Source organism: Hominibacterium faecale (assembly GCF_020734085.1).
Taxonomy (GTDB): Bacteria; Bacillota; Clostridia; order Peptostreptococcales; family Anaerovoracaceae; genus Hominibacterium; species Hominibacterium faecale.
In genome coordinates this window covers 56,506-81,473 of record NZ_JAJAGH010000017.1, presented here as the reverse complement: position 1 = coordinate 81,473, position 24,968 = coordinate 56,506, and the positions used below count along the sequence as shown (strand labels likewise).

The 24,968-nt window shown below is 48.7% G+C and carries 21 protein-coding genes, 1 pseudogene and 1 riboswitch; of the genes and pseudogenes, 17 read left to right on the top strand and 5 right to left on the bottom strand.

Annotated features, from left to right (window positions below; genetic code table 11):
* The first annotated feature begins 372 nt into the window (after positions 1–372).
* A complete protein-coding gene (gene amrA, locus LG211_RS18590; protein ID WP_148396220.1) occupies positions 373–1,758 on the top strand; it encodes an AmmeMemoRadiSam system protein A in 1,386 nt (461 codons plus the stop codon).
* Positions 1,755–2,588, top strand: a complete 834-nt coding sequence (gene amrS / locus LG211_RS18585; protein WP_269478174.1) for an AmmeMemoRadiSam system radical SAM enzyme — start codon at positions 1,755–1,757, stop codon at positions 2,586–2,588. Before amrA ends, amrS begins: the two co-directional genes overlap by 4 nt.
* Here the strand turns inward: amrS and LG211_RS18580 are convergent.
* The 3 genes from LG211_RS18580 to LG211_RS18570 all read right to left on the bottom strand — a co-directional run bounded on the left by LG211_RS18580 (position 2,585) and on the right by LG211_RS18570 (position 5,811).
* The gene (locus LG211_RS18580) at positions 2,585–3,460 is read right to left on the bottom strand and encodes a DUF368 domain-containing protein (protein WP_269478173.1); all 876 of its coding nucleotides are present in this window, start codon (positions 3,458–3,460) and stop codon (positions 2,585–2,587) included. The two genes, amrS and LG211_RS18580, sit on opposite strands and share 4 nt — an antisense overlap.
* Before the next feature lie 78 nt (positions 3,461–3,538).
* The gene (locus tag LG211_RS18575; protein WP_148396223.1) at positions 3,539–4,816 is read right to left on the bottom strand and encodes a glutamate-5-semialdehyde dehydrogenase; all 1,278 of its coding nucleotides are present in this window, start codon (positions 4,814–4,816) and stop codon (positions 3,539–3,541) included.
* Entirely contained in the window at positions 4,798–5,811 is a 1,014-nt protein-coding gene (locus LG211_RS18570; protein WP_269478172.1) for a ribonuclease H-like domain-containing protein, read from the bottom strand. The genes LG211_RS18575 and LG211_RS18570 overlap by 19 nt, the downstream gene beginning before the upstream one ends.
* Before the next feature lie 682 nt (positions 5,812–6,493).
* Between LG211_RS18570 and LG211_RS18565 the strand changes: the two genes are divergently transcribed.
* The 4 genes from LG211_RS18565 to LG211_RS18550 all read left to right on the top strand — a co-directional run bounded on the left by LG211_RS18565 (position 6,494) and on the right by LG211_RS18550 (position 9,389).
* Positions 6,494–6,754, top strand: a complete 261-nt coding sequence (locus LG211_RS18565; protein ID WP_148396225.1) for a stage V sporulation protein S — start codon at positions 6,494–6,496, stop codon at positions 6,752–6,754.
* A 480-nt stretch (positions 6,755–7,234) separates the two neighbouring features.
* Positions 7,235–8,032 (top strand): glutamate 5-kinase, encoded by a 798-nt coding sequence (proB, locus tag LG211_RS18560; protein ID WP_148396226.1) that lies wholly within the window; start codon positions 7,235–7,237, stop codon positions 8,030–8,032.
* Between the two features lie 4 nt (positions 8,033–8,036).
* Positions 8,037–8,840: a pyrroline-5-carboxylate reductase gene (gene proC / locus LG211_RS18555; protein WP_227755576.1), complete on the top strand. Its 804-nt coding sequence runs from the start codon at positions 8,037–8,039 to the stop codon at positions 8,838–8,840.
* A 9-nt stretch (positions 8,841–8,849) separates the two neighbouring features.
* Complete coding sequence (locus LG211_RS18550; RefSeq protein ID WP_269478171.1) at positions 8,850–9,389, top strand: NUDIX domain-containing protein; 540 nt, start codon at positions 8,850–8,852, stop codon at positions 9,387–9,389.
* On the opposite strand, the gene spoIIM is transcribed toward LG211_RS18550, so the two are convergent.
* The gene (gene spoIIM, locus LG211_RS18545; protein ID WP_227755575.1) at positions 9,358–9,987 is read right to left on the bottom strand and encodes a stage II sporulation protein M; all 630 of its coding nucleotides are present in this window, start codon (positions 9,985–9,987) and stop codon (positions 9,358–9,360) included. The genes LG211_RS18550 and spoIIM overlap by 32 nt on opposite strands.
* Before the next feature lie 171 nt (positions 9,988–10,158).
* On the opposite strand from spoIIM, the gene LG211_RS18540 reads away from it, so the two are divergent.
* Together LG211_RS18540 and LG211_RS18535 are read left to right on the top strand one after the other, a co-directional pair.
* Positions 10,159–11,040 (top strand): site-specific tyrosine recombinase, encoded by an 882-nt coding sequence (locus LG211_RS18540; RefSeq protein WP_148396230.1) that lies wholly within the window; start codon positions 10,159–10,161, stop codon positions 11,038–11,040.
* Positions 11,041–11,407: 367 nt separating this feature from the next.
* Positions 11,408–12,196: a C40 family peptidase gene (locus LG211_RS18535; protein ID WP_227755574.1), complete on the top strand. Its 789-nt coding sequence runs from the start codon at positions 11,408–11,410 to the stop codon at positions 12,194–12,196.
* An 85-nt stretch (positions 12,197–12,281) separates the two neighbouring features.
* Here LG211_RS18535 and LG211_RS18530 read toward each other — a convergent pair whose 3' ends face one another.
* Positions 12,282–13,838: an amidohydrolase gene (locus LG211_RS18530; protein WP_253020348.1), complete on the bottom strand. Its 1,557-nt coding sequence runs from the start codon at positions 13,836–13,838 to the stop codon at positions 12,282–12,284.
* 405 nt (positions 13,839–14,243) lie between these two features.
* On the opposite strand from LG211_RS18530, the gene LG211_RS18525 reads away from it, so the two are divergent.
* The 9 genes and pseudogenes from LG211_RS18525 (at position 14,244) to LG211_RS18485 (ending at position 24,947) form a co-directional block, all read left to right on the top strand.
* Positions 14,244–14,468, top strand: a complete 225-nt coding sequence (locus tag LG211_RS18525) for a hypothetical protein (RefSeq protein ID WP_148396233.1) — start codon at positions 14,244–14,246, stop codon at positions 14,466–14,468.
* Positions 14,469–14,482: 14 nt separating this feature from the next.
* Entirely contained in the window at positions 14,483–15,934 is a 1,452-nt protein-coding gene (locus tag LG211_RS18520) for a cytosine permease (RefSeq protein WP_148396234.1), read from the top strand.
* A gap of 64 nt (positions 15,935–15,998) precedes the next feature.
* On the top strand, positions 15,999–16,895 hold the full coding sequence (locus LG211_RS18515; RefSeq protein ID WP_269478170.1) for a glycyl-radical enzyme activating protein: 897 nt from the start codon (positions 15,999–16,001) through the stop codon (positions 16,893–16,895).
* Between the two features lie 16 nt (positions 16,896–16,911).
* The gene (locus LG211_RS18510; RefSeq protein ID WP_253020347.1) at positions 16,912–18,012 is read left to right on the top strand and encodes a helix-turn-helix transcriptional regulator; all 1,101 of its coding nucleotides are present in this window, start codon (positions 16,912–16,914) and stop codon (positions 18,010–18,012) included.
* 130 nt (positions 18,013–18,142) lie between these two features.
* Entirely contained in the window at positions 18,143–20,572 is a 2,430-nt protein-coding gene (locus tag LG211_RS18505) for a glycyl radical protein (RefSeq protein ID WP_253020346.1), read from the top strand.
* A 139-nt stretch (positions 20,573–20,711) separates the two neighbouring features.
* Positions 20,712–21,047: pseudogene (rplS, locus tag LG211_RS18500) on the top strand (50S ribosomal protein L19); the annotation flags it as partial.
* Positions 21,048–21,534: 487 nt separating this feature from the next.
* Positions 21,535–22,380, top strand: coding sequence for a ribosome biogenesis GTPase YlqF (ylqF, locus tag LG211_RS18495; RefSeq protein ID WP_148396974.1), 846 nt, complete (start codon positions 21,535–21,537; stop codon positions 22,378–22,380).
* Complete coding sequence (locus LG211_RS18490; protein WP_148396973.1) at positions 22,373–23,038, top strand: ribonuclease HII; 666 nt, start codon at positions 22,373–22,375, stop codon at positions 23,036–23,038. Before ylqF ends, LG211_RS18490 begins: the two co-directional genes overlap by 8 nt.
* A 33-nt stretch (positions 23,039–23,071) precedes the next feature.
* Positions 23,072–23,156: riboswitch (ZMP/ZTP riboswitch) on the top strand.
* 114 nt (positions 23,157–23,270) lie between these two features.
* Positions 23,271–24,947: a formate--tetrahydrofolate ligase gene (locus tag LG211_RS18485; RefSeq protein WP_227755570.1), complete on the top strand. Its 1,677-nt coding sequence runs from the start codon at positions 23,271–23,273 to the stop codon at positions 24,945–24,947.
* The last annotated feature ends 21 nt before the right edge of the window (positions 24,948–24,968 follow it).

The window sequence follows — 24,968 nt, the reverse complement described above, 5'->3', positions numbered from 1 at the left end:
CAAAGCTATCTCTGGAAACGGTCGAAGCCTGGTTAAAAGGCTGATCAAATCTGCCGCCGGGTGGGACCGGCATCATTCAGGCAGATCAAGCTTCTTTCATGAGAAAGAAGAATACGAAGTTTAAAAGTACCCACTTTTAAGCAAGCAGTAAGGCAAAGCCGCCGAAGCTGGTTGCTTTTTTTATATTTCACAGAAATTTTCCGAGCCGGTGCCGGGCCGCTTGGGGCCGCCTGCAAACCCATAAGATTTACACCGAGCCAGTGCTTTCATTATAGTAACCTATTAGAGCATGAACAATTTTCAGAAAATTCATAGCCGCCACTTTCGCTCAAACGTGCTATAATGAGAAAAAAGCGAAAGGAGTTGATCCTCATGTATATTACAGGAGCATTTATGGTTCCCCATCCGCCTTTGATCGTTCCAGAGATCGGCAAGGGTCAGGAAGCGGCTATCAGCGATACTACGCAGGCTTACCAGACTGTTGCCAAGCAGATTGCACTACTGGAGCCGGAAACCATTGTTGTCGTTTCTCCCCACTGTGCCATGTACGCCGACTATTTTCATATTTCCCCAGGGCAGGGCGCACATGGCGACTTCAAACAGTTCCGGGCAAAGCAAATCAACTTCGATGTCGTTTACGATACGGAGCTGGTCAAAGAAATTTCTGCTGTTTGCAGAAATCGGCATCTGATGGCCGGGCCGCTGGGGGAGCGGGATGCTGATCTTGACCACGGAACCATGGTGCCTCTTTATTTTATCGACCAGGTCTATAAAGGCTACAAGCTGGTTAGAGTGGGGCTGTCCGGGCTGCCGCTGACCGATCACTACGCTTTGGGCCAGGCCATCAAGGAGGCGGCTGGGCGGCTGGAGCGCCGGACTGTTGTCATTGCCAGCGGAGATTTGTCCCATTGTTTGAAAGAAGACGGTCCCTATGGATATAAAAAGGAAGGGCCGGTCTATGATGAGCAGATCATGAACGTTATGGGCAGCGCCAACTTTTTCCGGCTTTTCGAGTTTGCCGATGAATTTCGTAGAAACGCCAGCGAATGCGGACACGGAGCATTTACGATTATGGCCGGAGCATTAGACTGTACGGATGTGGAAGCGCAGCAGCTTTCCTATCAAGGAACCTTCGGCGTAGGTTATGGAGTTTGCGCTTATCAGGCGGCCGGCGAGAATTGTCAGAGAAATTTTAAGGAGCAGTACGAAGAAAAGGAGCGGCGCCGTCTGAAAGAGCAAAAGTCTGCGGAGGACATCTATGTCCGCCTTGCCCGAGAATCTCTGGAAACTTACGTGACCACCGGCGAAAAGCTGCTTATGCCCGATAATTTACCCAAGGAGCTGACGGAGCACAGGGCGGGAGCATTTGTTTCTTTAAAGAAAGATGGAAGGCTGAGAGGCTGCATTGGAACCATTGGACCTGTGAGAGAGAATCTGGCAGCCGAGATTTTGGAAAACGCTGTCAGCGCTGGGAGCAGGGACCCCAGATTTTCTCCTGTGGGCGCGGAGGAACTGGTCAAATTGGAATACAGTGTCGATGTGCTGGGTGAGCCGCAGCCCATTGGATCGGAGCAGGAGCTGGATGCTCGCAAGTTCGGCGTTATCGTCACCAGAGGCGATAAACGAGGACTATTGCTGCCCAATCTGGAAGGCGTCGATACGCCCCAGCAGCAGATTGCCATTGCAAAACAAAAAGCCGGGATCGGGCCGGACGAGTCTGTGCACTTGAAGCGGTTCGAAGTGGTGAGACACAAATGAAGCGGCAATGCCAGGTCTGCATGCATCATTGCCTTTTGGCTCCTGGACAGAAGGGCAGATGCGGCGTTAGAAAAAATGAGAACGGAAGGATCCTTTGCGAAACTTACGGAAAGATAACGGCATTGGCACTGGATCCCATTGAAAAAAAGCCCCTGCGAAGGTTTTATCCGGGCAGTCTAATCCTATCTGTGGGGAGTTATGGCTGCAATTTGGACTGCCCCTTTTGCCAGAACTACCAGATTGCCCGGCCCGAGTCGGGCAGCTGGGAGCACCGGAGCATCTGTCTGTCGCCCCAGGAACTGATGCAGAAAGGGATAGAACTGAAAGTCGCCGGAAACATTGGACTGGCCTTTACCTATAATGAACCTTTGGTGGGATTTGAGTATGTCCGGGACACTGCCAAAGCGGCTCAAGAGGAAGGTTTAAAAACGGTCTGCGTTACCAACGGTTCTGTTTGTAAAGAGATCGCCCAAGAAGTCCTGCCCCATATTGATGCCCTGAATATCGATCTGAAAGGGTTCACGGAGACCTATTACCGCAAGCTGGGTGGAGATTTGGAAACCGTCAAGGCTTTTATAAAGCAAGCGGCCGCCAGCTGCCACGTGGAGCTGACGACCTTGATTGTTCCTGGAGAAAATGATTCCCCACAGGAAATGAAAAAACTGGCTTCCTGGGTCGCGTCTGTCGATGCGGAAATCCCGCTCCATGTAACCCGCTTCTTTCCCATGCGGAAAATGCGGGATCGGGCTGCAACCGAAATCGAGACCGTTTATCAGCTGGCCGAGGTTGCGAGAACGGAATTAAAAGATGTTTTTACTGGAAACTGCTAGTTTTCTCCCAGTCTGCGCACCAACAGCAGGCCGATTACCAGTGCCGCCAGGCTGACAGCGGAATTGAGCAGAGATAGATCGGCCTCTGCTTTGGCTGCGTCCGCCAGCATGACGATGGGGGTGGCAGCAATAAGCCCGACGATAGCTGAATAAACATAAGCGGGAATCTTTTCAAAGAGGAGGTTCACCAGTTTTGCTGTGAAAAAAACTCCCATGACCACTCCTGCGCCTAAGGGTACGATAAAAATCAGCTGCCTGAGGGCAGTTTGCATATCCAAAGTCACGACGGCTGTAACAAAGGTGCTGGCAATGAAAAGCAGCGGCTTGTAATAACCCAGCGAAGTGAGAATCATGGTTCCGGAAAGCCCCGGGATCACCAGCGTGGTTGCTGCGATCATACCGATTCCAATCAAGAGAATCACAGCGCGCGGATCTGCAGAAATCAGCGAGCTGCCCCCTCCTGCGGAACCCTTTACAAATACGGGGATCAGGACGACCGCCAGGAACGCAGTGGCTGTGAGACCGTGGGAAACCCTGAGTCTGCCGCTATCCAGGCTGCCCTTCAGTTTTTTCCAAATAAAAGGCAGCGTTCCAATAATAAAACCAATAAAGAGGGTGTTGGTCGGAAGCGGATGGTGAATAAAAAAGTAATTGATTACCACCGAGAGACAGGCAACGCTGATAAAGCCGCCGATCCCATAGGGCAGCAGATATAAAAAATTTTTACGGAACTGTTTGAAAAGATTTGCGATAGCATGGATTAGATGCTCGTAAAAACCCAGGGCAATGGCGATGGTGCCACCGGAAAGCCCTGGTGCGATGGATGCGACGCCGATCAGGACGCCGTAAAAAAACCGTTTGATATAACTCATTTTAATAAATGGTCCTCCCCTGAGTCTTGCAAATGAAAAATAAAATCTCTTCTCCCCGTAAATTGTTCTCAAATGGTGTTATTTTAAATCTTTAAAGTGGAAGCTGCGAACGCCGCCGGCATAGTCGGAAACGATCTGGCCGCTGCCAAAGAGTTTGTACTTGTAGGTTACAAGTCCGTCTAGGCCCACAGGCCCTCTGGCATGGAGCTTGCCGGTACTGATGCCCACCTCCGCGCCGAAGCCATAGCGGAAACCATCGGCAAACCGGGTGGAGCAATTCTGGTAGACCCCGGCAGAGTCCACGTTGGCCATGAACCTTGCAGCTGTGTCGCTGTTTTCGGTAACAATGCAGTCCGTATGGTGGGAGCCATAGCGGTTGATGTGGTCAATGGCTTCGTCGGCATTGTCCACTACTTTTATGGACAAAATATAATCCAAATATTCCGTTTCAAAATCCTGATCGTCCGCTGCTTTACAGCCGATCAGGCTGCAGACTGTTTCGTCTCCCCGATATTCAATGGAGGCGCCGGAAGCCTCCGCCAGCCTGGGCAGGAATTGAGAAGCGATACTGCGATTAACCAGCAGGGTTTCGGCTGCGTTGCAGGCTGCTACATATTGCGTCTTGGAGTCGATTACGATGGGCACCGCTTTTTCCAAATCCGCATCTTTATCCACATATACGTGGCAAACGCCGTCCGCATGGCCCATGACCGGAATTTTGGAATTGGCCATGATGTAGGAAACGAACTGATTGGAGCCTCTGGGAATGATCAAATCGACGGATTCGTGGCATTTGAGCAGTTCGTCAATTCCTGCCCGATCTTCGATCAGCAGGGCGAAGCTTTGCGGCAGACCTGCAGTTGTGCCAGCTTTGTAGATGATGTCAAAGAGGATCCGATTGGTATTGCCTGCCTCGCTTCCGCCCTTTAAGATGGCGCAGTTGCCGCTTTTGATGCACAGGGAGGAAATCTGAACCAGCGCATCGGGCCGGGATTCGAATATGACGCCGATGACGCCTATGGGGCAGGTGGTTTTGATCAGGGTGAGCCCCTCGTCCAGCTGGCGCTTGAGCAGCTCTTGAAAAAGAGGGTCCTCCATGGCAATTAAATCCTTGATGCCGCTGATGCAATCATTGAGTTTGTGTTCGTCGAATTTGAGCCGGTTTTGAATGGGAGCCGGCAGAGCATCCGCCGCTGCTTTTTCCAAATCTTTGGCATTGGCAGCAAAGATCGCCTCTTTGTTGGCCGTAAGATCGTCAATTATGGCGTTTAAAGCGCTGTCCCGGATCTGACGGGGCAAGGCCGCCATTTTAAAGCTGTCGGCTTTGACATTAGCTGCTAAGGTTTTATAATCCATTGGTTCAACATCCTTTCTAAAAATATTTTAACGAAGTGATTAATTTCTAAATAATGCTTTTCATGTTGCTGCTCCAAAATCAGAAAGCCTTCCTGACAGCCGGGATATTTCTCAAAGATACTCAGGTCCAATTTCATGGCCTTCAAATCCACAAGAACAAGACCAGCTTGTTTTATAAGGGGCACTGAGACTGAAAAAATGCCGTTCTGTCGGCTGAAATCCGCATAACAGGGGACCTCTCCCCATTCAAAGCATTTGTAGTCCCAGCCGGGCTGTCGCTGGCTGCCGGAAATCTTCAGCTGGTTTCCGGAAAAGGCAATCTGTTCGACGATCAGGCCAGGCTGCCCCGGTACATCTGGCTTCAAAGGAAATCCCATGTGGAACATCGCTTTGTGAACGTCCGCTTTTTCCAAAACCGCCAAAAGACGGTAGAGCTGGAGAATATCATCGTGATTGTGAAGCAGTATTTTTTCTTTTACGAACGGATCCTTCTGCGAAAGGTATTGGTAGTAAAGCTCTACGCTTTCCGCTCCGGAAATCTCGTCTTTTCTATGATCCCATAAACCAAGGAAATTTTCCACTGTTTTTTGCTTGAGATTGGGCAGAAACTTTCGCACCGGGCTGTAGATTTTGACCAGAAGATAGAGGTCCAGGTTGAATGGCAGCTGGGGCGCCGGCCTGCCGGCGCGGCCTTTTATGAAAGGAACGTCGAAATGCTTTCCATTATAGGTCAGCAAAAAATCTGTTTCGCTGACGGCCGAAAGATAGGCCTGAAGCGTTTCTTTTTCCTGGGAAAGATCTTCGGCAAAGAACTGCTGCACCTGAAGCATTCCGTCTTCTACTGTCAAAAGCCCGCCGAGAACAAAGCGGCTCCGCTGCGGACTGAGTCCAGTCGTTTCAATATCAACGACCCCCAGCCGCATTCCATCGAAATAGAGGTCGAAGGCCTTGGATGCGTATAAAGGATATGCAATTTTGTCCGTAATATATTCCATATTGTCTCCTTGTATCATCTTTTACCAACGCAACGGATCCGGTCTGGATAAAACCGGTGCGCTCGTGGTTCCACCCATTTCCCCGCTTTTCTGCTGCTGGACCTCTCACCTTGCTGCCTGCAGTAACTTTGATCTTAGTCAAAGGTCTGCTAAGCCTGGGGCCTCTCAGGGCCGCAAAGCAAAAGGAGCGCTGAAGCGGAGTCACGTGCCGCAGGTGCAGGATGCCGGTTTGCATCCTTACGGCAACGCCGTACCAATCTGATGCGGACATTATAATATGCGAGCGCAGTCGAGCATATTTCAAGGTTTGCATCCCTACGGCAACGCCGTACCAATCTGATGCAAACATTATACCACAAATTCCCCTCTCCAAAAAACAAAACAGACTGCAGGGGAGCAGTCTGTTTTGTTCAAAAGGGGTATTGGGATTAGAGATTAATGAGGTTATCAGGGGGATAACCACAATTTGATTATAGCGGGTCATGTCAAAAAAATCAAGGGGTTGTCTAAAAATTTTAGAAAAAAGAAAAAAAGCAAAGAATTTGTCGGATTTTTTTGCTATAAATTGGTATTTTTGAACTATATAATAGATACGAGGATGAAAACCGTTTCAACCTCACTTTAACCTTGTAAGCCCGTGAGGGATAAATGAATATCTATTTATATTAAGGAGGATGTACACGTGGAAGTTTTAAAAGTATCAGCGAAATCAAATCCGAATTCGGTGGCAGGAGCACTCGCAGGAGTATTGAGAGAAAAGGGCGGAGCGGAAATCCAGGCTATCGGTGCCGGAGCGCTCAATCAGGCGGTGAAGGCCATCGCTATTGCAAGAGGGTTTGTTGCACCAAGCGGTATCGATCTGGTGACCGTGCCGGCGTTTACGGATATAGAGATAGATGGAGAAGAACGGACGGCAATCAAGCTGATCGTGGAGCCGAGATAATCATAAGCCTACATGAAGCATAAAAAATAATGTAAAGCGGAACTTGAATCTACATAGGAGTCAGATGGTTCCGCTTTTTCTATTAAAAGTAGTAGGAAAGATCGATTTTATCGATCTTTCCAAAATCTCGGCGCCTGCTGCGCATCGCGCATCCAGCAACTCTACAATGCTGGACAATAGAAAAATGGGTAACTTTGCGAAAAGATCACAAATTTTTTCGCAAAGTTACCCATTTTGATAGAAGCCCCGCCGACCCCACTCAACTCAACCCACGGCCCCATCCAATCAGAAGCCTGCAACCAAGAGCGGCATCACACCCAGACTGCCGCCGCGTCAATCCATACCAATCCGCACCAATCCTCCGAACGATTCCAAGGATTCCACGGATACAGACCAAATTCTGCCCTGTGAACCTTGCGGATGCGCCCATTTTGTCGTATACTTATACGGTCATATAAATAAAGAAAGAGGCGATGAAATATGAATCCGATCAGCGATTTAATCAAGGAGAGCCGGAAAATTGTCATCAAGATCGGAAGCAATGTGCTTTCCGATGACAACGGAGCGGTAAACCGGGAGGTTCTCCATAATATTGTAGAACAAGTCAGCAATCTCATAGAACATCACAAACAAGTCATCATGGTTTCCTCTGGGGCAGGAATCTGCGGAGTAGGCGCCATCAACAAATGGAGCCGGCGGGGAGACATGAACTACAAGCAAGCTCTCTGCGCCATCGGCCAAGTTGAGCTGATGATGGCCTATAAAGAATATTTCAGCGACTACGGCATTCACGTGGGACAGATTCTGCTGACCAGGGAGGACTTTCTCGACCCCCACAGGACGCTCAACATACGCAACGCCCTGTTCACCCTGGTGGACGAAGGCGTGGTTCCCATCATCAACGAAAATGACAGCGTCAGCGTCGATGAAATTAAAATCGGCGATAACGATACCCTTGGCGCCCATGCCGCAAAACTCTGGAACGCGGACGCGCTCATCGTCCTCAGCGACATTAACGGCGTCTACGACAAAGACCCCAAGGCAGAGGCCGATGCCAGGCTGATCGAAGAAGTGCCGGATATCGACCGCCTGCTTGCGGACATCGATATCGGAGAAAAGAGCAGTTTCGGAACCGGCGGCATCGCCACCAAGATCGAGGCGGCCAGACTGGTCAACCAATACGGGATCGCCATGATCCTTTTAAACGGAAAAAAGCCGGATATCATCAACAAAGCATGGAATGGCAAAGAAACGGGAACAGTATTTTCGGGGAGGTAGAAGAATGAAGATTGGATTTATCGGCGCAGGCAATATGGGCGGAGCTATTTTAAAAGGTTATGCAAAAACCGCTGCCCAAAACGGCGATCAGATATTGGTTTTTGATATAAATGAAGAAAAAAGAACGGCTTTGGAACAGCAAATCCCGGTAGTCTCAGCGTGCAGCTCGGAAAAAGAGCTGGCCCGCAGCAGCGACGTGATTCTTTTAGGAGTAAAGCCCAATATGTTTGAAACGCTTCTGCCCCAGATCGCAGAGGAATGTACCAGTGAAAAAGTGATCGTTTCCATGGCAGCTGGTGTCAGCATCGGCTTTATCCAAAGCTATCTGGGCAGTGAGCAAAGGATCATCCGCATTATGCCCAACACACCGGCTCAGGTAAGCGAGTCCATGGTGGCGGTCTGCAGGAACCAGCATGTGGATGATCAAACTTTCCGCCAGGTATTCGGCATCTTTGAGGCCATCGGCAGAGCCGAAGAAGTAGATGAAGCTTTGATCCACTGTGTCATCGGCGTCAGCGGAAGCAGCCCTGCATATACGTATATGTACATAGATGCGCTTATACAGGCGGCCGTTGACTATGGCATGGATGAGGAAAAGGCAAAAGTTTTTGCGGCCCAGTCAGTCCTGGGAGCCGCTAAGATGGTTCTGGAAACTGATATCAGCCCGGAGCAGCTGCGCATCAATGTATGTTCGCCGGGAGGCACCACCATCGAAGCCGTGAACAAATTGATGGAAAACGGCTTTATGGATCATGTAAAGGAAGGCTTTGCGGCAGCAGTAGAAAAATCCAAAGCAATGACAAAATAGGAGGAAAACATGGTCTTTGAAGAAAAGAAAATCAGCAGCGAACGCATTTACGAAGGCGCCATACTCAACCTGAGGAAAGATACGGTTACAGCGCCCAAAGGCAAGGCTTACCGGGAAATCGTCGAACACAATGGGGCAGTCGCCATCGTTCCCATTACAAATGACGGAAAGCTGGTCATGGTAAAACAATTTCGTTATCCCACGGGAAAGGTCATTCTAGAGATTCCTGCAGGCAAAATCGACCAGGGTGAGACCGACCCGCTCCTGACCGCAAAGCGTGAACTAAAAGAAGAGACCGGGTATACCGCGCAAAACCTTCATTATCTGGGAAAACTCAATCCCAGCGTAGCATATACGGAGGAAGTCATTCATTTATACGCTGCTACCGGCCTGAACCCGGGCGAAACCAGTTTTGACGATGACGAAGCCCTGGATATTGTGGAATACGACTTTCAAGAAGCCTATCAAATGGCAGCTTCCGGCAAGCTGGTGGATGCGAAAACCATCGCCGCCATCTTTATGGCGAAAGAACAATTGGATATAAAATAGCTTCCAGCCCGCAGGCCAGTCCGATGGCCAGACACAAAAACATCATAACCAAAATATAAGAGCCTGAGAAATCTTTCAGGTTCTTTTTTGACGCCATATGCCTGGACCGCAGAGAATAAAGTCCGTAATTAACCGCCGCGGCTGCAGCCAAAATAAAGGCCGGGATCAAAATCAGATTTTGAGGAACCAGAGAAGTAAGGATCATCAGCATGCCTTTATCCTTCAACGTTTCAATGATCAGACCAGTACAAAACCCCAAGGCCATACCTTGATAGGTAATCGCAGCCAGAGCAGCGGGAAATCCCAGCGCAGAAAGGCCAGCTAGAAATATGATCAACAGCAGCAGCAGATTGCTCGTCAGGGAAGAAAAAAATGGATTGGGATAATCCACATTGCTGCCTTCCATATACAAGTATTGCTTCAAATAACCGGCCAGACTGGTTTTTTCATCAAAAGCCATGGTCAGTTCCAAGAAAATACCGGTGGATATACCAGTCAGAAAAAAGAACGCACAAATCAGGAGTACCTTTTTGCTGCCAAAAGCCACAGATACGGCCTGATTTAAGGTATATCGTTTATTTATTTGAACCCTTTTCATATGTATGCCTCCTCTTACTTAGTTAAATTATGTTAACCAGAAGCACTTTATTACTGCTCTACAAAAAATGTCAGAATTCGACAAAATATTATTGTAAACCATAACCAAATGGATTATAATGGAAAAGTAGAACGGAAAGCAGGTATTTGCTTACAGGAGGGAGGAGCGTACATGCTTCTTGAACAATTTTTTGAGTATTTGAAGAGCGAAAAGAAGATGGCGAAAAATACGCTGGAAGCGTATCGGCGGGATGTTTTGGAGTTTTCTCGATTTGAGAATCAGCGCGGGATTACAGATCTCAGACAAACGCCTGGTACAGAGGTGGTGGCGTATCTTCTAAAGCTGAAAAATGAAGGTAAGTCCGCAGCCACAGTTAATCGCAAATTGGCCTCCATACGGTCTCTTTACAATTACCTGCTGACCATAAAAGAGGTTGCGGTCAACCCCACCAGCGATATTAAATCGCCGAGAATCGAAAGAAAAACGATTGAATATCTTACAATCGAAGAGATCGACCGCTTGCTGTCCCTTCCGGACCAAAGCGTTCGGGGGATTCGTGACAAAGCAATTCTGGAGTTGCTTTACGCCACCGGAATTCGGGTCAGCGAATTGATCGAAGCGGATGTGGAGGATATCAATCTGCGCATGGGATTCATCACCTGCGCCGGTGAACAGAGCAAAGCCAGAATCATTCCCATGGGGCGGCCGGCCAGAGCAGCGTTGGAAGAATATATATACGATGCCAGAAATACACTGCTTAAAGAACGAACTGAGGAAACCGCGCTTTTCGTCAACTATTACGGACAGCGAATTACTCGCCAGGGACTGTGGAAAGTATTAAAGGAATACGGAAAGCAAGCCGGCCTTGAGCATAAGCTGACGCCCAACATTATAAGGAACTCTTTTGCGGTTCATATGATACAGAATGGAGCCGACCTGAAATCCTTGCAGGAGCTGCTGGGGCATGAGGATATATCGGCTACCCAAATCTATCTCACCGTTACCAAAAATCGAATAAAAGACGTTTACGATAAAACCCATCCCAGAGCATGAGATGGGTTTTATTCATAAACATGAATAAACATAACAAACAAACCAATACATACAATCCGAAAATTACAGCAAATTAGTTACTGAAAAACATTTAAGTGCAATAGAATAGTTTTTATAAAAATGGTAAAAATACTGCTAAACGCGTAAAGAAATCAGAAAAATCAATGGTTTTAAGTCGCTAACCCAGCAAAAACAACTGATTTTATAAAATTATTTAAAAAGATTTTTAGATGTTTTTGATAATATAGCACTGCATACTAGTGATAGCAAGGGATGAAGCAGAATTTGACTTTTTGTATGTTCGATGGTATAGTAATACCCGTGTTATTCAATAAAAGCTGGGGAAAAAACTTAGAGAGAGGCTTTTATGAGTAAAAAAATGGTAACCTATGCGGTGACATTGGCAATGATGTTCAGCATCTTTTGCCTTCCGGCAGCAGTGCATGGAGCTGACGGCAAGGACCCGCAAGTGGCGAAAACGACCGGTGCGAAAGCGAAGGCAACAAGCGGCAGCACGATCAAACTGACCTGGGGAGCCGTGTCCGGCGCAGACGGATACGCGGTCTACAGGTACAACTCAAAAAAGAAACAGTATAAAGAGTTGACAACCACATCCCAGACCAGCTATACAGATAAAAAGCTGAAAGGGAATACGACTTACCGCTATAAGGTGAGAGCATACGCTGAAGTAAACGGCGTGACATATTACGGAGATTATTCCGCAGCCACAAAAACAAAGACGAAAAAGAGCGATCCTCAAAAAGTGGTCGCAAAAGCAAAGGCCAAAATAGGCGCTCGCTATCGATCTGGCGGGTCAGGCCCAAAATCCTTCGACTGCAGCGGATTCGTATACTGGGTATATAAAAACGCGGATGTAGACGCAAAGAAAAAAGTAAAACGGACTTCTTCTGCCGGGTTGTATTCTTCTCTTAAAAAGTATAAAGTGGGCTCTTCCATAAAGAGCATCAAAAAGGCGAAAGCCGGAGATATTATTCTTTTTAAGAGGGGCGGACGTTATAGCCATGCGGCTATATACGCCGGAAGCGGAAAGATTATCCATGCTGCTAACGCAAGAAAGGGAGTATGCGCCCAGAGCGTGAAGCAACTGAATAATTCAGGCACGAGAGTCGCCGCGATTATTCGGGTCGTAGAATAAGCCACAAAAACGCAAATAAAGGAGCTGTCGCATTATAAAACGCGATCAGCTCCTTTTTTCATGCAGCAGCCCGCCGCCGGGCCGGTTATTTTTCAAAGACCACCCGGCCTTCCGAAATCGTCCCTTTAACCTGAATCTCATCAATGCGGTCGGAAACCTCATATGGATCCTCGCTCAATACGGTAAAGTCCGCATAATAACCTTCTTTGATCGTACCTCTTTCGTCTTCTTCAAAGGCAGCATAGGCCGCATTATACGTGTAAGCCTTCAACGCTTCCGTCACGCTCATCCGCCTGGTATCAAAACGGGCATTTACAAGCCCCTGAATTCCAGTCAGAGGATTCAAGCTGTTTACTGGTGAATCAGAGCCTCCGGCTACGATGATCCCCTGATCGCTGATATATTTGTAGGGCTCCATACGACGGCTCCTCTCCTCCCCGAACCACTGCTCGATTGGTCCGCCGGGGGAGCCATAGAGATAGGTGTATTCCGGCTGCTGGCTGACGACAATACCCAGCTCGGCTGCCATCTTGATATGGGCTTCTCTCGGAAGGGTAAAATGCTCCACTCTCAGGCGGAGATTTTTCTGCCCCTGCTCAGCAATTACCCGCCGGTATGCATCCATTACCTGATCGATGGCCCGCTCTCCCATGGCATGAAAGGCGATCTGCTTGTTATCGGCATAAGCTTTTGCTGTCAGCTCATAGACCTCGCTATCCTTCCGATAAAGATCGCCGCGAACCTCCGGCCTGCAGGTATAGGGCTCGTCCAGAGCCATGGTGTAATCCAAATCAGCGCCATCCAGGGTCAGACACCCGCCATGTCTGGGCAGATTGTATTTCTTGGATTTTTCATAATCCCACATCTGGGGATAAAGCACGCAGTGGAGAGGCAGATCACCCTTATCTAACCGTTTGAGCCACAAATCCAGATCAATATCACCTGTGACAAACTGCCCTTCCAGACAATGGGCAGTGGTAATTCCATTTTCAACACACATTTGAGCGAACTGTGTAATATAGCTGTCGTACTTTTCCTCAGAAATGCCGGCGATCAGCTCGCCAAGGGTATAAAAATTAACCTCGTCTTCCGCCAGATAGCCGTTGAATTCTCCACTTTCATCCATGGTCAGGCCGTAAGTGCTTCCGTGGTAATCGACTGCTTCATAGGCCGCAGTATTGATTGCGGATGTATGCAGCGTAATGCTGATTACCATGACCTTCTTGCCGTGGGAAACTGCATCCAACTCCTTCCTTGTGGGGAACCGGTTTTCTTCTATTTGAGCTACAATGAAAAAGGGTGCGAATACCAGGTCGTCCTCGGTAGTTTTGCAGCGTTCATCGATCAGATTTAAAACTTCTTCAATGGTTACAGCGTTGATCAGGTTGACGCCTCCCATCATAATCGCGGTCTGCCCTGCGTGGACATGGGAATCGATCAGGCCGGGAATAATGATATTATCGCCAAAGTCCTTCCTTTCGCAGCCTTCCGGGATGGGGCCGTCGCCGACCTTCGCAATTTTTTTATCCTTGACGGCAACCCAGTCTGCCGCAGGATGGTCTTCGTCCAGCGTGTAGATCGCTTTTCCTGTCAAAATGTAGTCATAATCCATATTGGCATTCAAAGACAGATTTTCCTTCATGAGAAACACCTCCTAATAAACAATGAAAAAACGTAAGTGCCATAATCTATTAGAAAGCAAGATTCGTTCCAATCAAATTCGAGTGAAAAAGAACGAATTTTCAGCAAAAACAGGGACTGAAAATTAAATGAAATTTTTATATGAATAGACCGTAATTTTAAAAACAAAGAAAACCACTCATATTCCAAGGTTTCTACCAACGTTTTATTATTATTTAAATATAAATAGTAAATTTAAAAATGAATAAAATGATTGTTCCATAACCTGCATGCGGCGGTACGCCTCAGGGATAGTCAAAACCGGGTGAAATATCCTTGAGGATAATTATCACAAATTCAATCTTGTTTTACAATAATCGTAGTAAACATTTTTAGCTGACGGTTTTAACAGGAAAGAGGTGATCAGATGTTACCAGTTGAACAACTGCCAATCGACATTAAAGGGATTGACCCGGAAATGCGCAAAGCGCTGGAGGAAAGAATCGTTGATTTCGAAAAAAATCACGAACCTCAAACATCAAAGGGAGGAGCCGGCTATGTGCCGAAGATCAGGAAGGGAGATTACATCTTTGCAGGAGTCATTAATGGAGCGATTCTGCTCTATTACATCATTGCCGTTTTAATGGCATAGAGAAAGGAGAAAACATGGCGAACAATAATAATGTTACAGAAGCTGTATATACATCTCTGCTGCCGGCAGACAAATCCGAGAGATGTTATGGCATGTGGGATCTGATCGCTGTTCAGATTTGTTTTGGCATCGCAGCGTGGTTCTTCCTCTGCGGAAGTCAGGCCGGAATGCTCTTAACCGCTAAGGAAGCAATTCCAACAATTTTAGCAGGAAACTGCGTCGGTATTTTTATGATTTCATTTCTATCAATCAGTCCATCCAGATACGGTGTTGAACAGCTTACTGCCACCGCTGGTATATTTGGACAAAAAGGTTCAATTCTCATGACCTTTTTCTTTTTGATCGCATGTTATCCGGCGCTGGCCCTGGCAACTTTAATGTTTGGACAAAGTGCGATTAAATTTGTAGCGGTTCTGACAGGACCAGGTTTTTTTGCCACGGAAGGAGCGGCTGTTACCATATTTGCTCTGATTGCTTTGGTGGGCGGTACGTTTATTGCCTGGCTGGGGCCCAATGCCCTCAGGTGGTTCACAAGGCTTTCGGCCATCTTCATGGCACTGATCCTGGCGGGATTGATTATTTATCTCTTTGCCTACCATGGAATAGATTCCGTTATCCACGCAAAACCGGCGGAGCCTTATACGGATGCAGATATGGGAGCCGGCATGGGCATAAAGTGGAGCAGGGCCACGGCTCTTGAAGCAAATCTGGGCCTGGGCATGTCCTGGGGATTCTTCTTCGGCGGATGGACCAGATTGGCCAAGACCGAGAGCAACGGGTACCATGGATGCATGTGGGGCTGGGGTGTTCTCGCGGCAGTGGCAGGATTATTCGCCGCTTTCGCCGCCCTTGCCATCGGAAAATATGACCCGACCATCTGGTTCGTACAGGTCAGCAAAGACACGGGTCTGGGATTCCTGGCTGCCGTAGGTCTGGTGCTCTTTGCCATCGCCAATATCACTTCGGTAGCTACGCTGGTTTATCCGGAGGCCATCGCCGTCAAAAGCAGGATGCCCAGGTTCGGCTGGATTCCGGCTCTGCTGATTTCTGTGGTGCCGGTATTGTTTATGCTCAATAACGCGGTCTATTACATGGTCAGCAACGTCTACGCCTTTATCGGCCTGGTAACCGGAATCTATGCGTCCATCGTTGTATTTGATTTCCTCTTTATCAGCAAAGGCCGGTTCCGGATCAGAGAATTCTTCAGTGTCAACAAAGGCTATCAATATGCCAAGGGCTGGAACCCGGCGGCTCTGATCGCAGTGGGCGCAGGTTTCGCTACATATCTGCTGATTCTCAACCCGCTCACTTGGACCAGTCTGACGGGAATCTTCCCTTATACGACTGCCATCGTGCCAACCTTCTTCCTTACAGGAATCGTTTATACGGTTTTGATGAAGACTTGGATTATGAAAAAGTATAAGATTCCCTTTGTCAATGACAACGAAATTGAAACCAATCGCTAATGCAAACCCAAAGGGGCTGTCGCCGAGCGCAACAGTCCCTTTCTCAAGTAGAAACAGGAAAAACATGACTGGAACAATATTTGATATTCAAAAATATTCATTGCATGACGGGCCGGGGATTCGTACCCTGGTTTTTATGAAGGGATGTCCGATGCGCTGCAGGTGGTGCAGCAACCCCGAATCGCAAAAGACGGGCGTGCAGGTCGGCTATACACAAAAAAACTGTATTCGCTGCGGAAAATGCGCGGCTGTCTGTCCGGACCGGGCCATCCAAGGGCCAGACTATGGGATTATCCGGGAGCGCTGCACCGGCTGCAGCAAGTGTGCGGCCGTGTGCCCGGTGCAGGCCAAAAAGATGATCGGATCTCAAGTCACTGTGGAGGAGCTGATGGAAATCATCGCGGAAGACCGTTTGTTCTATCGGAATTCCGGCGGCGGAGCAACCATCGGCGGCGGCGAGCCCGCGCTCCAAAGCGCCTTTGTGAATCAGCTTTTAAAAAGATGCAGACAAGAATCCATTTCAACCTGCATTGAAACCTGCGCGTATGCGGAGGCGGAGCAGTTCGAGGAAACCATTGAATATGCGGATTTGGTTTTATTCGATTTAAAGCATATGAATTCAGCCAAGCATAAAAGTCTGACTGGCGCGGGCAATGAAAAAATTCTTAGAAACGCCTATCGGCTGAAAAAAGACCAGCCGGTGATTTTCAGAGTGCCGCTGATACCGGGCTTAAACGATAGTTTCAAAAACTTAGAAGAAACGGTTTTGTTCGCGGCCCAATTTGAGAACGCGCAGCGGGTGGAACTGCTGCCGTATCACAGCTTGGGGGAGAGCAAATACCAGTGGATCGGCGAGGACTATGAGCTGAGCGGCCTGCAGACCTATTCGGAGGAGCAAAAGCAGGAATTAAGCAGATGGATCGCGGACCAAAACTACCCCATTGAGATTAAACTTGTTTAAAGGGGAGGTGATCAATATGGAAACCTTTTTGGACAACAGAGAACTTTTGTATCTGAATCAGATATTGGCGGAGCTTCACGATGACGATGATTACGAGAAGGCATTCAACAACTTTCTGGCAAAACTCAAAGAGCTGATTATCTTTGAAAAGGGCGATATCTATTTTTATAAAAAGAAGGATGATCAAATCATCTTTGAGGACTTTATCTTTGTGGACTGGGGAGAAAAGGATCTGAAAAGCTATCTCGACCAGTACTGCGGAATCGATGATGTGCTGCCTATTGTTTCAAACGACTATCCGATCATGTTCCGCAGCTCCGATGTCTTTATCTTTGATGAGCGGAAAAAAACCAGATATTATAACGAACTGCTCCGCCCTGCGGGGATGAACCATTCCATTGAGGGGAACCTTTATATCGGGGAAAATGGATATGTGGGCGGCATCGGAATCCACCGCCCTGAAAAGTACAAGGACTTTTCCAACAAAGACCTGGAGATCCTTAAAATGGCCAGGCCCCATCTGGCCAACATTGCCAAGCGATTTCAGAACACCAGAGAGCAGATCAACCACTACTTATTGGAATTGCCCCTTTTGTCCAACATCCAGGGAATGGGTATCTGTATCTGGAACTATGATTTGAAGCTGCTGGACTGCAATCTGGAGGAAAATCAAACCATCCAATATCAGCACATCGGGGAATTGATGCGCACCCTGATCACCCTGTGCAAAAGCATAAAAAGCAAGCTGGCTTCCGACGGCGGGCTGATGCCCAAAGGGGACGACATTCGGGCCAGGAGCAGGATCGTTATCGGAAAAGCCACCTATTTTGCAGAAGTAGTCTTTGTGACAGGTAAGTCGGCCATGGACAGTAAATTTATCGCAACCGTCTATGACTATTCCAGCCTGTTTGAAAACATTCTGGTGGAAGTGAAAGACCGCTACGGCCTGACGGATCGGGAATATGAGGTGATGCAGTGCATGTTTAAAGGGATGAACAATCTGGAAATCAGCAAAAAACTTTTCATCAGCGTGCCCACGGTAAAAAAGCATTTGACCAACATCTACAATAAAATGGACATCGAAGGAAAGCATCAGATCCTGGGGACGATTTTATAAGGTATACGCAGGTATACATAACCGGCCGGCCGGCGGCCGCTTTTTATCCTGGCGGCGAATATACAAATTTTCGAGAACCGGTAAAATGGTTATATACATAACGTTACCACTGAAATGAAAGGAGAAACCAATGAGTGACATGATAAAAGATGAAGCTTGCTGCGGCGGTACCATCGATGAAACCAGCAGCACAGCATTTCCCAGAGTGAACCGGCTTTTGGACAGATTTTTCGATATCAAACCCCAGCTTTGCATTGAAAGGGCCATGGCCTATACCAGATCCTATCAAAAAACGGAAGGGGAGACCGCGGTGATTCGAAGGGCCAAAGCCTTTAAGAAAGCCTGCGAGGAAAAAAGCATTTTTATTGCCGATGATGAGCTGATCGTTGGCTGCGCCGCTTCCATACCAAGGGCCGCGGTCTTTTGCCCGGAGCATGCTACTGGCTGGCTGAAGGAAGAGCTGGACGGTCTGAGCACCCGCCGTCAGGACCCTTATGAAGTGACGGAAGAACAGAAAGCGGTGCTGAGAAGTGAAATCTTTCCCTATTGGGAAGATAAGGACATCAGCAGCCATTGGCTGCGCCAGATTCCCGACGAGGTGAAGGAAATCGCTGTCAAAACGGGAATCATAGACATTGAAATTAAAACCCAGAGCGGACCGGGAGAAATTTCGCCCAATGTGAAAAAAGTGCTGCAAAAAGGATTCCTGGGGATTAAAAAACAGGCGCAGGACGCTGCGGCAGCCCTGGATATTGTCAAGCCTGAGGACTACGAAAAGAAGAATTTTTATGAAGCGGTCTGTATTTCCCTGGACGGAATCATGGCTCTGGCAGCCCGTTATGCTGCTCTTGCCAGAGAAAAAGCAGCGGCGGAAACCGATGCGGATCGAAAGGCGGAGCTGCTGCAAATCGCGGAAAATCTGGATCATGTGCCGGCCAATCCGGCCAGGACCTTTATGGAGGCGCTGCAATCTTTTTGGATCCTCCAGATTGGCTGCTACATAGAGGCCAACGGACCGTCCTATTCTCCCGGCAGAGTGGATCAGCTGTTTTACCCGTATTACAAAAAAGATCTCGCAGCCGGGCTGCTGACAGAGAAGAAGGCCCTGGAGCTGATCGAATGTCTGTATCTCAAGTTTGCGGAAAACACTTGGTTTTTGAGCACCAATGCGGCCATGTATTTTGCCGGCTACCAGCCTTATCAAAATGTCTGCGTGGGCGGAATCGCCAGGGATGGAAAGGATGCCACCAACGAGTTATCCTACTTATTCATAACCGCCAAAATGGAAGTGCGTCTCCATTCGCCATCCCTTTCGGTGCGCGTTCATAAACAGTCGCCGGACAAATTCCTGCGCAAGGCAGCGGCCCTTTCCCAGATCGGAACAGGTTTTCCAGCCATCCACAACGACGAGGTGACCATTAAAATGATGCTCATCAGCGGAGCGGATATCGAGGATGCGCGGGATTACTGCATGGTTGGATGCGTAGAACCCTATATTCCGGGAAAAATGTCCAAATGGACCGACGGCGGCCATTATAACTATGGGTCAGTGATGGAACTGGCGCTGACTAACGGCATCAGCGTGGTAAACGGCAATAAGAAGCTGGGCCTGAGCACCGGCGATCCGTCGGAGATGAGCTTTGAAGAACTGAAGGATGCGGTGAAAAAGCAGCTTGCTTTCTGCATCAAGCATATCGCGACGGCCTGTCATATCTGCGAAAAGCTCCACGCGGAATACACGCCCTATCCCTACATGTCGGCCATGATCGACGGCTGTATTGAAACGGGCAGAGACATTACCCGCGGCGGCGCAGAGCTGACGGTAGGCCCGGCCTTTATCGGCACCGGCATTGCCGATCTGGCGGATTCTCTGTCGGTGATAAAAGAGTTTGTGTTCGACAAGCAGGTGTTCACCATGCAGGATTTTGTTCAGGCTGTAAAGCATAATTTCAAAGGCCATGAGGAAATGAAAGCGTATATTGAAAGCAACGGCCGCTTTTATGGCAACGACGATGACTATGTGGACGATTTTGTAAGGGAAATGACCGATTTTGCTTTTGAAGAAATCACCCAATATCAGTCTTATCGGGGTCCCCACTATATTTCGGGATTGTATCCGGTGGCTTCCCATGTTCCCCACGGCGAAGTGGTGGCCGCGCTGCCTTACGGCAGGCTGGAAGGAACTCCTCTGGCCGACGGCTGCTCGCCCAAGGGCGGGACAGATGTGAAAGGGCCGACGGCTGTGCTCAAGTCCGTGTCCAAGATCAACCACGACGCTCACGTTGCCGGCACGCTGCTCAATATGCGGCTGGATCCCATGTCCTCCAAGGGTGAGGAAGGAAATGCCAGAATCGTTTCCCTGATCCGCAGCTTTATTGATTTGAATATTTACCATGTCCAATTCAACATTATATCCAGCGATCTGCTGAAAAAAGCGCAGAAAAATCCGGGCAGCTATAAATCGCTGATCGTCAGGGTGGCAGGCTATAGCGCCTTTTTCACCGAGCTGTGCAAGGAGATGCAGGACGACATCATTCAGAGAACCGTGCAGAAGTTTTAGCGGGCGGCAGAGTTGGCAGGCAAAAAAATCCTTGCGCTTTTCCAGCTTTTGTGCTAAAATATTGAAAGTTATTACGGGCGGTCCTCTGGATGCAGAATTGGGCACCACGAACGTCTTGGAGGGAAGGAGGAAATGAGCAATGAATATTATGCAGTCAATTGCACAGGAATACACCAAAAAAGATATCCCTGCGTTTAATGTGGGAGACACTGTAAAAGTGCACATTAAAATTAAAGAAGGATCGAGAGAAAGAATTCAGATTTTTGAAGGTTTTGTCCTGAAAAAGCAGAACGGTGGAATCAGCGAAACATTCACAGTAAGAAGAATCGCTTCCGGCGTCGGCGTGGAAAAGACATTCCCGCTGCACTCACCACTGGTTGAAAAGATCGAAGTTGTGAGAAAAGGTGATGTCAGAAGAGCGAAGCTTCACTATATGCGTGAAAGAACTGGTAAATCTGCCAAGATTAAAGCCAAGGAATACAGTGAAGAACAGCTGGCAGCAGCTGAAGCAAAGGCAGCAGCGAAAGCAGCGGCGGCTGAAGAAGCAGCAGTTGTGGAAGCTCCTGCGGAAGAAGCTCCGGCAGCAGAGGAAAAGACCGAAGAATAAGCTTGACTTAATGAAGGATTGTCGTATATGCGGCGATCCTTTTTTTATGGCAGAAAAGATGGGGCCGGGAGCAAATCAAATCATCGTGATCCGTGCCTGGCAGCCTTCCTAGCGATGATTTTAGGCCTTTTTTTCTGCCAATCCACCTAAAAACAGCAGGAAACTATCGCTTTTTAAGCTTTTTGTCTTTCGTCACGATGAAAAATCATCGTAAAGTTAGGCCAAAACGAGTTCCAGCGATAATTTTGCTTTTCGGCCTTTATGAATCCGGGCCCGAAGGGTCCGCTCCCTGCATTGTAATTCCGCCCAATCCCTGCTATAATAAAGTACACTGAAAAAACGAGAGGAACAACCTATGATGGAACATATAAACTGGTATCCGGGACACATGAAAAAGACCCGGGAGCTGATCCAGGAAAATCTGAAGCTGGTGGATGCGGTGGTGGAAGTGATCGATGCACGCATCCCGGTTTCCAGCAGAAATCCCATTATCGACGAACTGGTGAGAAATAAGAAGCGCATCATCATTCTCAACAAGAGCGATCTGTCGGACAGCGAGGCCAATCAGGAATGGGAGCAATACTTTCGGAAAAGAGGCAGTCAGGTCCTGACGATGAACTGTATGAAGGGCGGTGGGGCGGCACAGCTTTTAAAGCTGCTGTCCCGGCTGCAGGATGAGAAAAACGCCGGCCAGGTCAGGCAGCGGCCGTACCGGCTGATGATCGTGGGCGTGCCCAATGTGGGCAAGTCGTCTCTCATCAATCGTTTGACCGGAAAAAAGAGCGCCCAGACAGGGGACAGGCCGGGGGTGACCAAAGGCAAGCAATGGCTCAACCTTCCGGGCAATATGCAGCTTTTGGACACGCCAGGGATCCTCTGGCCCAAGTTTGAGGATCCGAAAGCAGGCCTTAATCTGGCTTTCTGCGGTTCGATCAAGGACGAAATCCTCGATGTGGCTACCCTGGCCCTGGAGCTGATTGCCGTCCTTCAAAACGGCTATGCGGAACTTCTGGCACAGCGCTACAAGCTGGACGGAGTAGAAGAGACCCCGATTCAGACCATGGAAGCGATAGCGCTCAAACGGGGCTGCATTCTCCCTGGGAAAAAGATCGATTACGAACGAATCGCCAAAGTGGTGCTGGATGAGTTTCGCGCAGGAACGATCGGAAAGATCACATTGGAAAGGGTACCCCATGAATAAGCAGGAAAAAGAGATGCTTTTGGCCCGGCGGCTTGTGGAAATGAAGCAGTTTGACAAGGAGCTATGCGGAAAAGACGTGATGTTTATCGCTGGCGTGGACGAAGTGGGCAGAGGGCCCCTGGCCGGTCCGGTGGTGGCGGCCTGTGCGGTGCTCCCGGAGGATTTTGATGTGCCGGGTATCGACGATTCCAAAAAGTTGACGGAAAAAAAGCGGGAAGCCTTGTATCCTCTGATTAAAGAAAAAGCTCTGGCCTATGGAATCGGTATGGCGGATCATATGCGGATCGATGAGATCAATATTCTTGAGGCCACAAAGGAAGCGATGATTCAGGCGGTGGAGGAGGCCTCCCGTATGCTGAAAGAGAGGGCGGGGGCCGGGATTGAGCATATCCTCTTTGATGCCATGATCATCAAGTCCATTCCAATTCCCCAAACCTCCGTCATAAAAGGAGACAGTAAGAGCTTGTCCATTGCAGCGGCCTCGGTTTTGGCCAAGGTCACTCGGGACCGGATGATGGTGGAAATGGCGCAGCGTTACCCGGGATACAGTTTTGAAAAAAATAAAGGTTACGGAACAAAAGCCCATTATGAAGGCTTGCGGCAGCAAGGCCCGTGCCCGATCCACAGGCGGACGTTTTTAAAAAACTTCTTAAAATAAAGCTTGATTCTCCATAAGGGAGATGCTATTATTTATTTGTTATACGACTGACGGAACAAGTGGAATGGACCACGTGGAGTATAATGTATATGATGAGCCGACCGTCTGGGCATTTGTCCGGATTGCCAGGCTCTTTTTGCGTATATGGAGAGCTTCTGTGCCATTGAAAAAGGCAAGAGAATCGGCCCCAGTTATAACTGTTTGTAAACGTTGATTGAAAAGGAGAAATGAAATGGAAATCAAAAGTGATATTCAGATCGCTCAGGAAACAGAGATGAAAAACATCAAAGAGATTGCAGATGCTGCCGGTCTTGACCAGAAGTACATTGAGCTGTATGGAAACTATAAAGCCAAGGTAGACTATAATTTGCTGGAGGAAAAAAAGGATGGCCCAGACGGCAAGGTGATCTTGGTGACCGCCATTTCTCCCACACCGGCCGGCGAAGGTAAGACGACGACAACCGTCGGCCTTGCCGATGCGCTGAAGAAGATTGACAAGAAGGTGTTGGTGGCGCTGAGAGAGCCGTCTCTGGGCCCGGTATTCGGCGTAAAAGGCGGAGCTGCGGGCGGCGGATACGCGCAAGTGGTTCCCATGGAGGACATCAATCTCCATTTTACCGGAGATATGCACGCCATCGGCGCTGCAAATAACCTTTTGGCCGCAATGCTGGACAACCATATTCAGCAGGGAAATTCGCTGGGAATTGACCCAAGGAAGATCACCTGGAAACGGTGCGTGGACATGAACGACCGTCAGCTGCGTTTTGTGGTGGACGGCTTGGGCGGAAAAGCCAACGGAACGCCACGGGAGGACGGCTTCGACATCACCGTTGCCAGCGAAATCATGGCTATTCTCTGCCTTTCCAGCGATATTGAAGACTTGAAGAACCGAGTGGCCAACATTATTGTCGGCTATACATATGACGACCAGCCGGTAACAGCCGGACAGTTGAAGGCCCAGGGAGCATTGGCAGCTCTTTTAAAGGATGCCCTCAAGCCCAATCTGGTACAGACTTTGGAGCATACTCCGGCCTTTATCCACGGCGGTCCTTTTGCCAATATCGCCCACGGCTGCAACTCGATCATGGCTACCCGCATGGCGATGAAGATGGCGGACTACGTGGTAACGGAAGCCGGATTCGGGGCTGATCTGGGCGCGGAAAAGTTCCTGGATATTAAATGCCGCATGGCGGGCATTAAACCATCGGCAGTTGTGGTAGTAGCTACGGTACGGGCATTAAAACATCACGGCGGCGTAGCCAAGGGCGATCTGGGACAGGAAAATCTGGACGCCTTGGAAAAAGGCCTGCCCAATCTTCTCCAGCATGTGGAAAACATCACCCAGGTCTACGGACTTCCGGCTGTTGTGGCGATCAACCGATTCCCGACGGACACTGAAGCTGAATTAAAGCTGGTGGAAGCCAAATGCAAAGAGCTGGGCGTTCATGTAGCTCTCAGCGAAGTGTGGGGAAAAGGCGGCGAAGGCGGTATTGCTCTGGCAAAAGAGGTAGTGCGTCTCTGCGATGAACCGAACACGTTCAGCCAATCCTATCAGCTTGACCTGTCCATTGAAGAAAAGATTCGTGCCATCGCCACTAAGATTTATCGGGCCGATGACATCAATATTCTTCCGGCTGCCAGAAAACAGATGGACCAGCTGGAGAAGCTGGGCTTTGGAAACCTGCCCATCTGCGTTGCCAAAACTCAGTACAGTTTTTCTGATGATCCCGCCTTGCTGGGAGCACCAAGAGGCTTTACACTGACCGTGCGCAATTTGAAAGTATCTGCGGGAGCAGGATTTATTGTGGCGCTGACCGGGGATATTATGACAATGCCGGGGCTGCCCAAAGTTCCTGCTGCGGAGAAGATCGATGTGGATAAGAGCGGAAAGATCACCGGTTTGTTCTAAGACGTTTTTTGGAAGACCCCA

Excerpts from the sequence above, each read along its gene's own strand:
- amrS (WP_269478174.1), top strand. The coding sequence starts at position 1,755 with ATGAAGCGGCAATGCCAGGTCTGCATGCATCATTGCCTTTTGGCTCCT.
- LG211_RS18485 (WP_227755570.1), top strand. The coding sequence starts at position 23,271 with ATGGAAATCAAAAGTGATATTCAGATCGCTCAGGAAACAGAGATGAAA.
- LG211_RS18490 (WP_148396973.1), top strand. The coding sequence starts at position 22,373 with ATGAATAAGCAGGAAAAAGAGATGCTTTTGGCCCGGCGGCTTGTGGAA.
- proB (WP_148396226.1), top strand. The coding sequence starts at position 7,235 with ATGAATCCGATCAGCGATTTAATCAAGGAGAGCCGGAAAATTGTCATC.
- LG211_RS18530 (WP_253020348.1), bottom strand. The coding sequence starts at position 13,838 with ATGAAGGAAAATCTGTCTTTGAATGCCAATATGGATTATGACTACATT.
- proC (WP_227755576.1), top strand. The coding sequence starts at position 8,037 with ATGAAGATTGGATTTATCGGCGCAGGCAATATGGGCGGAGCTATTTTA.
- LG211_RS18535 (WP_227755574.1), top strand. The coding sequence starts at position 11,408 with ATGAGTAAAAAAATGGTAACCTATGCGGTGACATTGGCAATGATGTTC.
- LG211_RS18570 (WP_269478172.1), bottom strand. The coding sequence starts at position 5,811 with ATGGAATATATTACGGACAAAATTGCATATCCTTTATACGCATCCAAG.
- amrA (WP_148396220.1), top strand. The coding sequence starts at position 373 with ATGTATATTACAGGAGCATTTATGGTTCCCCATCCGCCTTTGATCGTT.
- ylqF (WP_148396974.1), top strand. The coding sequence starts at position 21,535 with ATGATGGAACATATAAACTGGTATCCGGGACACATGAAAAAGACCCGG.
- LG211_RS18525 (WP_148396233.1), top strand. The coding sequence starts at position 14,244 with ATGTTACCAGTTGAACAACTGCCAATCGACATTAAAGGGATTGACCCG.
- LG211_RS18520 (WP_148396234.1), top strand. The coding sequence starts at position 14,483 with ATGGCGAACAATAATAATGTTACAGAAGCTGTATATACATCTCTGCTG.
- LG211_RS18505 (WP_253020346.1), top strand. The coding sequence starts at position 18,143 with ATGAGTGACATGATAAAAGATGAAGCTTGCTGCGGCGGTACCATCGAT.
- spoIIM (WP_227755575.1), bottom strand. The coding sequence starts at position 9,987 with ATGAAAAGGGTTCAAATAAATAAACGATATACCTTAAATCAGGCCGTA.
- LG211_RS18575 (WP_148396223.1), bottom strand. The coding sequence starts at position 4,816 with ATGGATTATAAAACCTTAGCAGCTAATGTCAAAGCCGACAGCTTTAAA.
- LG211_RS18515 (WP_269478170.1), top strand. The coding sequence starts at position 15,999 with ATGACTGGAACAATATTTGATATTCAAAAATATTCATTGCATGACGGG.
- LG211_RS18550 (WP_269478171.1), top strand. The coding sequence starts at position 8,850 with ATGGTCTTTGAAGAAAAGAAAATCAGCAGCGAACGCATTTACGAAGGC.
- LG211_RS18540 (WP_148396230.1), top strand. The coding sequence starts at position 10,159 with ATGCTTCTTGAACAATTTTTTGAGTATTTGAAGAGCGAAAAGAAGATG.
- LG211_RS18580 (WP_269478173.1), bottom strand. The coding sequence starts at position 3,460 with ATGAGTTATATCAAACGGTTTTTTTACGGCGTCCTGATCGGCGTCGCA.
- LG211_RS18510 (WP_253020347.1), top strand. The coding sequence starts at position 16,912 with ATGGAAACCTTTTTGGACAACAGAGAACTTTTGTATCTGAATCAGATA.